We start from the raw sequence: 13664 nt of genomic DNA, 5'->3' as shown, positions 1-13664 counted from the left end.
CGGGCATTGAAACGCAGGATACATATATGTTTCGCCAGCTCTTGCCGATCGCGGCATTATTGACCAGCACCTTTCTGATGCTGACGGCAGGGGGCCTAGCGGGAATCCTGCTCCCCTTGCGCGCGGGCATGGAAGGCTGGTCGCCGACTACCATCGGTTGGCTAGGAACCGGTTATGCGCTGGCATTCACCGGCGGCTGCATCATCGTTCCGCGCCTCGTGCGCCGCGTTGGCCATGTGCGGGTCTTTGCCGTGCTGCTCACGCTCCTCAGCATGTCGATGCTGATGCACGGTCTGATCATCGATCCCTGGGCCTGGACGCTGTTTCGGGCGCTGGCTGGTTTTTCATTGGCCGGCAGTTACATGGTGATCGAAAGCTGGCTGAACGAGCGCGTCACCAATTCGACACGCGGCATGGTGTTTTCGATCTACATGATCGTTTCCATGCTCGGACTTCTCGTTGGCCAGTATATTTTGCCGTTCGGCGACCCCGCGACACAGGCTTTGTTCATGATCGGGGCGTTGATCTATGCTGGCGCTCTGGTGCCGACAGGTCTTTCAAATGCACAGTCACCACGCCCGCTGACGCAGGTATCGCTGGACCTTCCCGAGCTCTACCGAAAGTCACCCGCTGCGTTGATTGGCTCGCTTCTGGCGGGGATCATCGCCGGTGCGTGGAACTTCCTGTCGGCGATCTATGGCCGCGAGATCGGCCTGTCGACTTTCGGCATTGCGACGATGATCGCGAGTTCGATGATCGGTGGAGCAATCTTCCAGTACCCGATTGGCCGTGTCTCGGACTTCGTCGACAGGCGCTACGTGATGGTCGTGGCCGGGATCGGCGGTGTCGCGATATCGCTGACGATGATCATGGTCCAGCCCACTACGCCGTGGGTGGTCTATACGTTGATGTTTGTTTTCGGGACGGTGCTGTTTCCGATCTATTCGCTCAATGTGGCGCATGCCAACGACTTCGCCGAGCCCAGCGAATTCGTCAAGATTTCCAGTGGCCTGCTCATTGTTTATGGCGTCGGCAGCATGATCGGCCCTCAGATCGCCGGGCGGTTGATGGATCTGAACGGCCCTTCGGGTTTCTTTGTCACGATGGCAATCAGCTATGCGGCCTATGGTTCCTATGCGTTCTGGCGCAGCCTTCGCCGTGCGTCGCAAGCTCCTTCAGAGCGTCCCGATTTCGCCATTCGCCCGCATGACCGGCCGCAGACGCCGGAGACTTTCCAGTTGCACCCGCTGAGCGAGGCGGCTCAGGAGGAATAATTCTATCCCTGCGGCGTCGAGACCTTGCGGGCACGTGCCCGGGCGAGGCCGAGCCGATGCTCGCGATATATGATGAAGATGCCAGCGCTGATGACGATTGCTGCTCCGGTGATCATCTCCGCTGTCGGGATATCACCGAAGAGCAGATAGCCGAGGGCGAGCCCCAGTAACATGGAGGTATACTCGAACGGAGCGATCGCCGACATGTCGGCATGGCGGTAGCTCTCTGTGAGAAGAATTTGCGCAACGCCGCCCGCAATTCCGGCGAAGATCAGACAGGTCGCCTGAAAGCCAGTCGGCCAGACCCAGCCAAACGGAAGGCTGACCAGCGCAATGACGCTTGAGGCGATGGAAAAGTAAACAACGATGGTCGGCGTGCGCTCCGTCTGCACCAGCTTGCGCACGAGCAGCATGGCAATGGCGGCGAGCCCCGCACCGCCCAGTGTCGCCAACGCGCCGACAGCCTGATCCGCACCAAACTCGGTTTCCCCGATAAAGAACGACATGCGCGGCCAAAGGATGATGACGACGCCGACGAGACCGAAGCACACCGCCGACCAGCGATAGAGCCGCACCGTTTCGCGCAGGAAAATTGCACTGCATACGACGGTCAGCAGCGGCGTCGCGTAACTGATTGCGATGGACTCAGGCAAGGGAAGCTTGGTCAGACCATAAAAGCTGAGGCTCATGGCGCTGACGCCGACGAAGCCGCGCCAGAAATGGCTGAAGGGCTCGCTCGTTTTGAACGCCACAGCCATCTGCCCCTGCCATGCAATGAAGGCAATGACCGGAAAAATTGCGAAGAAGGAGCGGAAGAACACGAGTTGGCCCGCCGGAATACCGTCAGATGCTTTCAAGAGGCTCGACATGCAGACGAATACGCAGACCGAAGCGACCTTGAGGCCAATTCCCAGCATGACATTGGTGCTGCGCGCACGATCTGCGACAAGTGGTTCACCATCTCGCGGGTGAACGATAGTGGACACGGTTTTACATCCTGGAAGAAAGAGTGGTCGGCGGCGGTATGGAATTGTAAACTGATATATCTTTAGGATGGTTTAAGCGGCCACACCAGTGGGCAATCATTCACGTTGCGTTTGTGAACCAAACAAATCGGCATTTGTTGTGCCCCACAAGAAAGATCGATAGGGTCCCCGCCATCAATAAGGACAGTTAGACGATGCGTACCGATACCGGCCAGGTTTTTCATCTGGAAGATTACAAGCCCACCGATTTTCTCATTCCCGAAACCCACCTCGATTTCAGTCTCCATCCCGAGCGCACAGTCGTCAAATCCACACTGCAGATCGAGCGCAGGGAGGGTGTTGCATCCGACGCTCCTCTCATTCTGGACGGCGATGACCTAAAGCTGGTTGATATCCGCCTCGACGGCGCTGTTCTTGGCGACAATGCCTACGTAGCGACGCCAGATCGTCTCGAAATTAGCGGCTTGCCGGAAAATGGCGCTTTCACGCTCGAAATAACCACGGAGATCAATCCGACCACCAATCGGCAATTGACCGGGCTATATCGGTCGAGCGACGTTTATTGCACCCAGTGCGAGGCGGAAGGTTTTCGCCGCATCACCTATTTCCTCGACCGGCCGGACATGCTCTCCGTCTACACGGTGCGTATCGAAGCCGAACACAGCGAAGCACCATTGCTGCTGTCGAATGGCAACCCCCAAGATAAGGGCAAACTTACCAACGGCCGGCATTTTGCTGTCTGGCACGATCCGCATCCGAAGCCAGCCTATCTGTTCGCGCTCGTCGCCGGCGATCTTGGCGTCATCACCGACACCTTCACAACCGCCTCGGGGCGTCATGTCGATCTCGGCATCTATGTCGAGCACGGCAAGGAGCCCCGCGCGCTTTATGCCATGGATGCACTCAAGCGTTCGATGAAATGGGACGAGGATGTCTTCGGCCGTGAATATGATCTCGACGTGTTCAATGTCGTCGCTGTGTCCGATTTCAACATGGGCGCTATGGAAAACAAGGGGCTCAACGTCTTTAACGACAAGTACGTGCTGGCCGATCCAGACACCGCGACCGATACGGATTATGCCGGAATCGAAGCGGTGATCGCTCACGAATATTTCCACAATTGGACAGGAAACAGAATCACTTGCCGCGACTGGTTCCAGCTTTGCCTGAAGGAAGGGCTGACCGTTTACCGCGACCATGAGTTTTCCGCCGACATGCGCTCGCGCGCCGTCAAGCGCATCGCCGAGGTGAAGGGCCTCAAGGCGCATCAGTTCCCGGAAGATGCCGGGCCCCTCGCCCACCCGGTGCGTCCGCGCCAATTCCGTGAGATCAACAATTTCTACACCTCGACCGTCTACGAAAAAGGTTCCGAGGTCGTGCGCATGATCCGTACCATTCTCGGGCCGGAACTCTTCCGCAAGGGCATGGACCTCTATTTCGAGCGCCATGATGGCGATGCCGCGACGATCGAGGATTTCATAAAGGTCTTCGAAGATGCGTCGGGCGAAGATCTCAGCCAGTTTGCGCTCTGGTACGACCAGGCCGGGACTCCCAATCTCGCCATCACCTACGACTATGATCAGGCAACCAAGACCTTCGAAATCGAGATCGAACAGTCGCTGAAGCCGACACCGGGCCAGACTTCGAAAAAGCCGATGCACATCCCCGTGCAGTTTGCGCTGCTCGGTGCCAAAGGTCGTGAGCTCAAGCCGCGTTCGGCCAAGGGCGGTCTGGTCAAGGACGACGTCATCCATCTGCGCAAGCGCAAGGAGCGTTTCAGTTTTTCGGGTATCCCGGAACGCCCGGTCCCTTCACTGCTGCGCGGCTTTTCGGCACCCGTGACGCTTACGAGCGAATTGACCCGGACCGACCTCGCCTTCCTCGCCCGCAACGACGGCGATGAGGTGACACGCTGGCAAGCCCTTACCCAACTGCTCAATGCCAAGCTGACGAGCAATGCCAAACGCGTCCGCGGCGGCAAGCCGGCGACAATCGAGAACTCGTCGATCAAGCTCCTCGGCGAAATCGCCTTCAACGTAACGCTGGACGAGGCATTTCGGGCGCTGTGCCTTAGTATCCCGTCCGAAAGCGACATTGCGCGTGAACTTGGCGCGAATATCGACCCGGACGCCATTCTTGGCAGCCGTGATGCATTGATAAGCGCCATGGCCGAAGCACATGCGGGGAAGTTCGCGCAAACTTATAGCGAGCTCGCGCAGGAGGGCTCGTTCAAGCCGGACGCGGCCGGAGCAGGTCGCAGAGCGCTGCGCAACGTGCTGCTCGATTATCTGAGCGTCGCCGAGAGTAGTTCGAAGCGGGCCGCGACGCAGTTCAAAAACGCCGACAATATGACAGATCGGGCTGCTGCGCTTGGTGTGCTCGTCCAGCGCTTTGGCGACAGCGATGCGACAGACCATGCGCTGCAGGCCTTCGAGGCGCGTTTCGGCAATGATCCACTCGTCATGGACAAATGGTTCGTAGTGCAGGCGATGCAACCGGGAAATGGGGCGCTGGACAAGGTGCGCGAGTTGATGACACACAAGCTGTTCTCGCTTGATAATCCCAATCGCACCCGGGCTTTGATCGGCGCATTTTCCAGCGGTAATCAGACGGGCTTCAATCGCGCCGACGGCGCCGGCTACAAGTTCTTTGCCGAGACAATCCTGACCATCGACAAAAAGAACCCGCAGCTTGCCGCGCGGCTTCTGACGGCGATGCGCTCGTGGCGATCCTTCGAACCCGTACGGCGCGAGCATGCGCGTGAATCGCTGGCGAACATCGCTCGAGAGACGGGACTTTCCGCCGACGTGCGGGATATCGTCGAGCGAACGCTAGCCTGAGAGGCCCGTCCGGAGGTTATCCACTGCCTGTTTATTCATCGTCCTCGGGCATAGCCCGAGGGTATCTTGAGTCATTTCAAGGAGTTATGACTCGTCGTCTGATTATAGTTTTGGCCCGCCATAAGTATTGATAAATATTTAACAAAGGGACTAGACACGCAGAATCAGTTTTGATTCACTACAGGTGCTTCGGATGTGCGGCGTGCCGAAGCAAATCACTGATTACAAAGGTAAAATGAGGGGGCCATTCGATGGCAAATGCGGACGCGTATCGCGCGCCGACGGGGAAGAATTATGCCAAAAGCCGGAACGATGCGCGAGGGCGCAACCGGCTTTCGGGTCACATAAAACTTCTCGCCGATCCCGCCTATGGCAAGCTGCTTGCCGCCGAGCCCTATCTGCGTCGCGCGATTCCACCGCTCATCATCGTCTTCCTGCTGGCACTCGCTCTCGCGCGCTCCATGTCACTTCTCGGTTGGCGTGACGACACGGAGCGTACAGCCCGCGCAACCTTGTCCATGGCCGCAACCCATGTGGCGAGCGTCATCGACAATCGCATGAACGGCGGCCAAAAACTGAGCGTGGGTGACCTGCAGAACATTGTCAGCGAAATCCGTGCCAATGATCTGATCCCGTCGGGCATGTGGTTTGCCATCGCGAATGATGAAGCGAACATCGTCGTCTCATCGGATGGTGGTGACTATTGGCGCAACAAGAATCTCGAGCGCTTCGTCACCGAAGGGCAACCGCTTTTCCTCTTTGGAGACCGGGCCGGCGCAATGCCCGTAAAAGTTGAAGGCACACCTGCCCTCGCCGCCTTCAGCCGTTCGGGCAATGGCGCCTATTCAGTCTTTGTCATGCACCCTGTCGAGGCCGTCTTCGCCGACTGGCGTCGTGTTGTCTCAATCAACGTCACGATGTTCGCCGGCACGGCAACGATCATGCTTATTGTTCTTTATGCCTATTTCAGCCAAGCGGCTCGCGCGCAGGATGCGGACGAGCTTTACCAGCACACACAAGCACGGGTGGATACGGCACTGGCGCGGGGCCGCTGCGGCCTGTGGGACTGGGACATGGCGCGCGGTCGGGTCTACTGGTCGCGCTCCATGTATGAGATGCTCGGCTACGAGGCTTACGACGCCATTCTCTCGCTCGGCGATATATCGTCGATCATCCATCCAGACGACGACAAGCTCTATAGCCTTGCGGCACAGGTGGCAGCCGGCGAAATAAGCCAGATGGACCGTGTCTTCCGCATGCGCCATGCGGAAGGTCATTGGGTATGGATGCGGGTGCGAGCGCAGGTTGCAGATGCAAATGTCGGTGATCTTCATCTTGTCGGTGTGGCCGTCGATGTCAGCGAACAGCACCGCTTCGTTCAGGCGACAGCACAGGCCGATCAGCGTATCCGGGAAGCGATCGAAAGCATCTCTGAGACCTTCGTTCTGTGGGATGCCGATAACCGCCTGGTCATGTCGAACAGCAAATTCAACGAATATTCAGGGCTCGCCAATGAGTGCCTGCTGCCAGGCATCGGTCGCGAGGAACTCGAGCCGCGTATCCGCGCTGTCGCCCTGGAAAAGCGCATGGCGAATGAACACGGTCGCAATGGCGCGCTGACGTTCGAGCGGCAGCTGGCCGATGGCCGTTGGCTGCAGGTCAATGAGCGCCGCACACAGGATGGGGGCCTCGTGTCGGTGGGCACCGATATCACCCAGTTGAAAGTGCACGAAGAACGATTGGTGGACAGCGAGCGCCGCTTGATGGCAACCATTCATGACCTGAGCCTTGCGCGCAAATCCGAGATCGAACGTACGCTGGAGCTTACAGAACTCAACAGCAAATATGCTGTCGAGAAGGAGCGTGCAGAAGCGGCAAACCGGGCGAAATCAGAATTCCTCGCCAATATGTCACACGAACTGCGTACGCCACTCAATGCCATTATCGGCTTCTCGGAAATCATGCATTCTGGAACGTTTGGCGCACTCGGCTCCGACCGCTACGTGGAATATGTCCACGACATCCATACCAGCGGCAACTACCTTTTGAATGTCATCAACGACATACTCGACATGTCAAAGATCGAGGCCGGGCATTTCTCGCTGGATCGCGAGGAGATCGATCTTTGCCCGCTTATCCGAGAGACCGTGCGCGTCGTGTCGCTGCAGGCACAGGAAAAGGATGTGAAGGTCGATACCAGGATCGCGGAAAGCGTTACACTCAATGCCGACCGCCGTGCCATAAAACAGATATTGATCAATCTGTTGTCGAATGCCGTGAAGTTCACCGATACGGGCGGGCGTATCTCTGTTCGCGCGCGGAAAGTATCGGGTGCGCTTGTCTTCACTATCGAGGATACGGGCTGCGGTATTCCCAAAGAAGCGCTGAAGAAAATCGGCCAACCCTTTGAACAAGTGGAAAATCAATTCACAAAATCTCACGCAGGTTCAGGATTAGGTCTCGCCATTTCTCGTTCGTTGACCCAACTACATGGTGGAGCATTGAAGATACGTTCCACCGAGGGTGTCGGTACAATCGTTTCTGTGCGCATACCGACAAAATCATTCTAATTGTAAACTTAATTCAACAGTTTATTAACTTCTAACTATGAAATTTTTGATAATTACTGTATAGTTCTCCTTATACACAGAGGAGAACTGTCATGTTGAAGAAATTCTCATGCCTGCTGCTGTTGGGTTGTGCCGCTGCCATACCACCGCCAACCTCTTTGAAAGCACAGCAAGTCGCACCCACGAATATCACTGAAGGGACCTGTGACGTAGGGGTACCAATCACTGGCGATTGGGACGTTTGGTACGAGATCACTGCCGTGAAGGGAAACGGCCTGTTTCCAACCCATGTCCATGACGGTATCGAATGCGTGACAACGATCAAGGGCACCGGCTTCTGGTGGATGGCGGAAAAGGGTGGCACGACGACGAAAGTACCTATGAACGCATCTTTCCTCGTGCCTGATCTCACCGTCCATACAGGTGGAAACACCGATGGGGGTGAGATGCACTATCTCTCGACCCATGTCATGCGTGCCGGAGCGCCCTTCCGAGATATCTGCACGGCACTGGGAGCTCCAACGAGCATGATTGTCAACGTCGCATCATCAAACCCGTTGAAGGTGATATTTCGAAATCAAAAGGTGACCGAACGACCTTTCAAAGTGAAGCAGGATATCAAGACCCTGGGCTCAGGAGCCAGCGATACGGTTTTCAATGAGAAGGGTCCGAGCTACATTGCAGCGGTTGAAGGTCCACTGACACTGAAGTCGAGCGGGGACACGCGAACGCTGCAGCCCGGCGAAGGATTTCTGCTTGCCGCCGGTGTGACTGAAATGGTCGGCAACGCCGGCGAGGCTCCTGCGAGAATGGCTGTTCTGCAGATCACCGAGTTTGAGTAGTCACGCCGGACCCACCATATGCCCGTCCACATCTGCACGGCACTATGATTTCTGCATGCTCCTGAGCAGGGCATCGAACGTCTTCCGCACCGATTGCGCGGTCTCCGCCAGCTGGCTTTCGACACGTTCCATATCGGGCAGATCACAGGCGCGGCAGAGCAATTCAGACAGTCCGGGCGGGAAATCCTCGCGCTTGACGTCGCCGTTCAGGCACAGGCGAATGATCTGGGTGATGCCCGTATAGAGATGAGCCGCTTCGACGAGGTTGTCGGTCACGGCTGGCTCGGCGAAGTCCGTTTTCAGCTTCTCCAGGACCTCCGCCGTGGGTTGCGCATTTGCTGGCCCGTCGACATTTCCCGTCAGCACGGCAAACTGGGCAATGAATTCGATATCAATGATACCGCCGGCGACGAGCTTCAAATCCCACGCATCGCTCGGCGGCTTCTCCGCCTCGATCATCGCGCGCATTTCGGTAACGTCCTTCGCGATCTTTGCCGGATCACGTGGCATGGCCAGAATATCGCTGACGTCCTCTTCAATTTCGGCAAACAACGTCTCATCGCCGGCAACCGGCCGGGCGCGCGTTAGCGCCATATGCTCCCAGGTCCAAGCGTCATTTAGCTGGTACTTGCGAAAGGCGTCGATGTGCGTCGCAACCGGCCCCTTGTTGCCGGATGGGCGCAGCCGGAAGTCGACCTCGTAGAGCACGCCTTCCGACGTTGGCGCGGACAGTGCCGCGATCAGTCGCTGGGTCAGGCGCATATAGTACTGCGAGGGCGCGAGCCCCTTCTCCCCATCCGACTCCTCGGCATGCTCATCATGGTCATACAGCAGGATGAGATCGACATCGGACCCCGCCGTTAGTTCCCGGCTGCCAAGCTTCCCCATGCCAAGAATGGCAATGCGCCCGCCACTGATACTGCCATGTTTGCTGGCAAATTCGTCCATGACGGCCTTGAGGGCTCTGTCGATGACGAGATCGGCCAGATGCGAGAAGGCTTTGCCGGCCCTTCCCCCACTGATCGCGCCAGTCAGAAGCCGGATGCCGATGAGAAAGCGATGCTCGGCCGCAAAAATACGCAGGCGATCAAGAATATCCTCATAGACTTTGCAAGGGCCGAGGAAACTCTCCAGTCTTTCGGCGAGATAGGCACGCGTCGGCACATCGGCAAAGATCGCTGGATCGAGCATGCCGTCAAAAATATGCGGCTTGCGGGTGATGATGTCGGCGAGCCGCGGCGCAGCGCCCATTATCAGCACCAAAAGGTCGAGCAGGCGCGGATTGGATTGCAGCAGGCTGAACAGCTGGATGCCCGCCGGCAGGCCCTTGATCATCCCGTCGAAACGCATCAAAGCCTCGTCGGCGCGGCTGGTTGCGCCGAAAGCCTTCAGTAGCACCGGCGTCAACTCGGTCAGGCGCTCGCGTGCCTCCGCCGACTGGGTCGCGCGATAGCGGCCAAAATGCCATGTGCGGATCACCCGGCAGATATCACTCGGCCGCTCGAAGCCGAATTTCTCCAGCGTCTTCAATGTATCGGGATCATCGACGTCACCGGTGAAAACCAGATTGCCCGCCTCGGCTGTCAGGTCTTGCGCCTGCTCGAACAGGGCGGCGTAGTGGGTTTCGACAGTCTTAAGCGCTGCCCGAAAATCCTCGGCAAAGGTCTCGCCATCCTTGTAACCCGTCATGTGGGCCACCCGCAGAAAGTTCTCGTCGTCCTCCGGCAGCATGTGCGTTTGCTCATCAGCAATCATCTGGATACGGTGCTCGACATCACGGAGGAAGCAATATTTCTGTGCCAGCGTGTCGCGTGCCTCCTCGCTGATCCAGCCAAGACCATGCAGCGCACCCAACATGTCGACAGTGCTGGAACCGCGCAGTTGCGGGAAGCGGCCTCCGGCGATCAATTGCTGGGTCTGAACGAAGAACTCGATCTCGCGGATACCTCCGCGCCCGAGCTTCACATTATGACCGCGTACGGCGATCTCGCCATGCCCCTTGTGCGCATGGATCTGCCGCTTGATCGAATGCACATCGGCAATCGCTGCATAGTCGAGATATTTGCGCCAGACGTACGGCGCAAGCTCTGCCACGAATCGCTTTCCCGCATCGATATCGCCTGCGACCGGCCGCGCCTTTATCATGGCGGCGCGTTCCCAGTTTTGCCCGCGACCTTCGTAGTAGTTGAGCGCGGCAACGACGGGGATGGCCAATGGTGTTGAGCCTGGATCCGGTCTTAACCGTAAATCGGTACGAAATACATAACCATCGGCGGTGCGATCTTGCAGGATACGGACAAGGCGGCGCGTCAAGCGCGAAAAGGTCTCGACGCATTCATAGGGATCGGTGATGGCCGGACTGCGCTCGTCGATGAAGACGATCAAGTCGATATCCGAGGAATAATTCAGCTCGAAGGCGCCGAACTTTCCCATTGCCAGAATGATCCAGCCGGAGTCCTTGTCCGGATGCTTTAGATCAGGAAGTTTGAGCTTGCCGGCCTCGTGCGCGTCACGCAGCAGAAATCGCACGGCGGCGCCAAGACATTCTTCGGCAAGTCGAGAGAGCCACAGCGTCGTCTCCGCGGTCACGAACTGACCGGAGAGGTCGCCCAATGCGATCAGCACATGGCCCTTAAGCTTTGCTTGCCGAAGCGCAGTCATCAGGTCGGCTTCGGTGACAGCGTCGCCTTCGCTCGTCGCTGCAATTTCCAACATCAGCGCTTCAAGGCGCTTGGTCAGAGACATATCAAACAGCGGTTCGATGATTTGCGGGCGACGTAACAGAATGGCGCGCAGATAGGGGGAGAGGTCGAGGACTGCTGCAACAAAGGCGGCCGCAGGCTTGTTGGCTGTCAATGTGCCGACGCCGGCACATTCCTTTTCCGAGGCGCGCGCGAGGAGGTCACGGAGCAAAGCATCGGCATTCTGCGTATCCAATGGTTCCAGATCACGCAAGGCCTGCGCAAAGAAAGGCGCACTAGCACCCGCCGCTCCGGAACTCATGCATTCTCCTCTCCCACCGGAAAAACGAGGACAGCCCGCAGCCCCGGCGCATTGTCAGTCAACTCCAATGTGCCACCGTGCAATTTCATGACGGCCTTGGCAAGACTGAGACCCAATCCGGACCCCGGTTGCGAACGGCTTTCCTCCAGACGCACAAAGCGTTCGGTCGCTCGAGCCACCTGATCTGCCGGAATTCCGGGACCGTTATCGGCGACAGTAACCTTGACCTTGTCGTCGTGCTTGTCCACTGACAGCGTTACTTCAACCGGATTATCGCTGACGCTCGCATATTTGATGGCGTTGTCCACGAGATTGGAAATAGTCTGGCCGATTAGCTCGCGGTTCGCCTTGACAGGCGTTTCGTCGATTGGTCCTAGCGTAAGCTTGACGCCCGCCTCCTCGGCCGAAGGCTCGTATAATTCGAAAACGTCTTCGACAATTGTCGATAGTGCAATTGGCTCCATCGTCTCGGTCGAATAGCCAGATTCGAGGCGTGAGATCATCAGGATTGCATTGAACGTACGGATCAGCTGATCGGAGTCGCTGATCATGCCTTCCATGGCGGCGCGATAAGCTTTCGTTGTCTTGGCGCTCGAAAGCGCCGATTCAGCGCGATTGTGCATACGCGTCAGCGGCGTCTTCAGATCATGAGCGATGTTGTCGGAAACGTGCCTGACGCCTTCGTTCAATTCCTGAATGCGCGCCAGCATCCCGTTGAGATTTTCCGACAAGCGGTCGAACTCATCTCCGGATCCGCTCACGGGAAGCCGCCCCGCCAGATCGCCTCCCATGATGCGCTGCGAAGCGACCGATACCTCGTCAATACGCTGTAGCGCACGCCGCCCGACGAAGAACCATATCAGGAATGCACCGACGCCCATGATGCCGAGAGCGGCCATGAGCGCGCGGCGCACGACGAGCCTGACCTGTTCCGGCTCGCCCAGATCGCGGCCCACCATGACCCTGATGCCGTTCGGCATGACGATGACCCTCGCAATGGCCGTGTGGACCTGCGGATCGCTACCCTCATTGTACCGCTCATAGGTGATGGGTCGCTCTATCCAGCCCTCTGTCTGCAAAACGCCGACCTCGATGCTCTGGACATTGCCGGCAACTATGCGACCTGCCGGGTCCGTTACGAGATAGAGGTAAGCGCCCGGCTGACGTCCGCGCCGATCGATCGTTCGCACGAGGCCGACAATACCGCCCCGTTGATAGACCTGACCGATACTCTCGATTTCTTCATTGATGGCCGTCTCCGTCTGCGTCGTCAGAAGCCGGACGGACGAACTGGTGATATAGAATACCAGCACCAGCGCGCAGATCGTGAATAGTATGAGATACAGCGCTGACAGCCGCACGGCTGTCATTTTCATCATTGCACGAAAACGGCTCATGCATTGGTTCCGGCAGCCGCCTTCAGCATGTAGCCGGCTCCACGCACCGTGTGCAGAAGGGGCGTTTCGAAGCCCTTTTCGATCTTGCCGCGCAAGCGCGAGACATGCACATCGATGACATTGGTCTGCGGATCGAAGTGATAATCCCAGACATGCTCCAGCAGCATTGTTCGCGTTACGACCTGTCCGGAATGGCGCATCAGATATTCGAGCAGACGAAATTCGCGCGGCTGGAGGATGATGACCTGACCGGCCCGCTTGGCGGTATGCGACAGGCGGTCGAGTTCGAGATCGCCGACGCGATAGACAGTCTCCGCCTCTTTCGGGCTCGATCGCCTTTGCAGGACTTCGATCCGGGCCAAGAGCTCCGAAAAGGCGTAAGGCTTGGTAAGGTAATCGTCGCCGCCCGCCCTGAGGCCGGTGACACGATCATCGACCTGACCGAGAGCAGAGAGGATCAGCGCCGGCGTATCATTGCCTTGGGCGCGTAGAGCCGCGACCACGGATAGGCCGTCGCGGCGCGGCAGCATACGATCAACGACAAGGGCGTCGTAGGTCCCCTGTTCCGCCAGTGTATAGCCGGTTTCGCCATCGCCAGCGATATCCGCCGAATGCCCCGCCTCCGCGAACGCCTTCTCCAGATAACGGGCCGCTTCGCGGTCATCTTCGATCACAAGAATCTTCATGGCAGTACATTAAGCCGGTTTTGGTGAATGAGTGAAGTATCGCACATCGCAGAAAGAAAAAGCGGG

Annotated in this window: 8 protein-coding genes; 4 read left to right on the top strand and 4 right to left on the bottom strand. The window is 57.8% G+C overall.

The features are described from left to right. Positions 1-26 precede the first annotated feature (26 nt). A complete protein-coding gene (locus LB462_RS01010) occupies positions 27-1274 on the top strand; it encodes an MFS transporter (protein ID WP_224505564.1) in 1248 nt (415 codons plus the stop codon). Between the two features lie 2 nt (positions 1275-1276). On the opposite strand, the gene LB462_RS01005 is transcribed toward LB462_RS01010, so the two are convergent. Continuing rightward, complete coding sequence (locus LB462_RS01005; protein ID WP_224506019.1) at positions 1277-2191, bottom strand: DMT family transporter; 915 nt, start codon at positions 2189-2191, stop codon at positions 1277-1279. A 263-nt stretch (positions 2192-2454) separates the two neighbouring features. On the opposite strand from LB462_RS01005, the gene pepN reads away from it, so the two are divergent. The 3 genes from pepN to LB462_RS00990 all read left to right on the top strand — a co-directional run bounded on the left by pepN (position 2455) and on the right by LB462_RS00990 (position 8512). Continuing rightward, complete coding sequence (pepN, locus tag LB462_RS01000) at positions 2455-5100, top strand: aminopeptidase N (protein WP_224505563.1); 2646 nt, start codon at positions 2455-2457, stop codon at positions 5098-5100. Between the two features lie 251 nt (positions 5101-5351). Beyond that, a complete protein-coding gene (locus LB462_RS00995) occupies positions 5352-7670 on the top strand; it encodes a PAS domain-containing sensor histidine kinase (protein ID WP_224505562.1) in 2319 nt (772 codons plus the stop codon). A gap of 92 nt (positions 7671-7762) precedes the next feature. Beyond that, positions 7763-8512, top strand: coding sequence for a cupin domain-containing protein (locus LB462_RS00990; protein WP_224505561.1), 750 nt, complete (start codon positions 7763-7765; stop codon positions 8510-8512). Positions 8513-8554: 42 nt separating this feature from the next. Here LB462_RS00990 and LB462_RS00985 read toward each other — a convergent pair whose 3' ends face one another. Genes LB462_RS00985 through LB462_RS00975 form a run of 3 tightly spaced genes read right to left on the bottom strand, consistent with a single transcriptional unit; the run spans position 8555 to position 13598 of the window. After that, on the bottom strand, positions 8555-11515 hold the full coding sequence (locus tag LB462_RS00985; protein ID WP_224505560.1) for a bifunctional [glutamine synthetase] adenylyltransferase/[glutamine synthetase]-adenylyl-L-tyrosine phosphorylase: 2961 nt from the start codon (positions 11513-11515) through the stop codon (positions 8555-8557). Beyond that, the gene (locus tag LB462_RS00980; RefSeq protein ID WP_224505559.1) at positions 11512-12912 is read right to left on the bottom strand and encodes a sensor histidine kinase; all 1401 of its coding nucleotides are present in this window, start codon (positions 12910-12912) and stop codon (positions 11512-11514) included. The genes LB462_RS00985 and LB462_RS00980 overlap by 4 nt, the downstream gene beginning before the upstream one ends. Beyond that, entirely contained in the window at positions 12909-13598 is a 690-nt protein-coding gene (locus tag LB462_RS00975; RefSeq protein WP_112527581.1) for a response regulator transcription factor, read from the bottom strand. The genes LB462_RS00980 and LB462_RS00975 overlap by 4 nt, the downstream gene beginning before the upstream one ends. Positions 13599-13664: the final 66 nt, after the last annotated feature.

The sequence above is a fragment of the Phyllobacterium chamaecytisi genome (assembly GCF_020164455.1).
Classification (GTDB): domain Bacteria; phylum Pseudomonadota; class Alphaproteobacteria; order Rhizobiales; family Rhizobiaceae; genus Phyllobacterium; species Phyllobacterium chamaecytisi.
This window is presented reverse-complemented; position numbering and strand designations above follow the sequence as displayed.

What these genes read in the sequence shown, in the direction of transcription:
- LB462_RS01010 (WP_224505564.1), top strand. Translation starts at nt 27, where the DNA reads ATGTTTCGCCAGCTCTTGCCGATCGCGGCATTATTGACCAGCACCTTT.
- LB462_RS00995 (WP_224505562.1), top strand. Translation starts at nt 5,352, where the DNA reads ATGGCAAATGCGGACGCGTATCGCGCGCCGACGGGGAAGAATTATGCC.
- LB462_RS00990 (WP_224505561.1), top strand. Translation starts at nt 7,763, where the DNA reads ATGTTGAAGAAATTCTCATGCCTGCTGCTGTTGGGTTGTGCCGCTGCC.
- pepN (WP_224505563.1), top strand. Translation starts at nt 2,455, where the DNA reads ATGCGTACCGATACCGGCCAGGTTTTTCATCTGGAAGATTACAAGCCC.
- LB462_RS00985 (WP_224505560.1), bottom strand. Translation starts at nt 11,515, where the DNA reads ATGAGTTCCGGAGCGGCGGGTGCTAGTGCGCCTTTCTTTGCGCAGGCC.
- LB462_RS00980 (WP_224505559.1), bottom strand. Translation starts at nt 12,912, where the DNA reads ATGAGCCGTTTTCGTGCAATGATGAAAATGACAGCCGTGCGGCTGTCA.
- LB462_RS01005 (WP_224506019.1), bottom strand. Translation starts at nt 2,191, where the DNA reads ATGCTGGGAATTGGCCTCAAGGTCGCTTCGGTCTGCGTATTCGTCTGC.
- LB462_RS00975 (WP_112527581.1), bottom strand. Translation starts at nt 13,598, where the DNA reads ATGAAGATTCTTGTGATCGAAGATGACCGCGAAGCGGCCCGTTATCTG.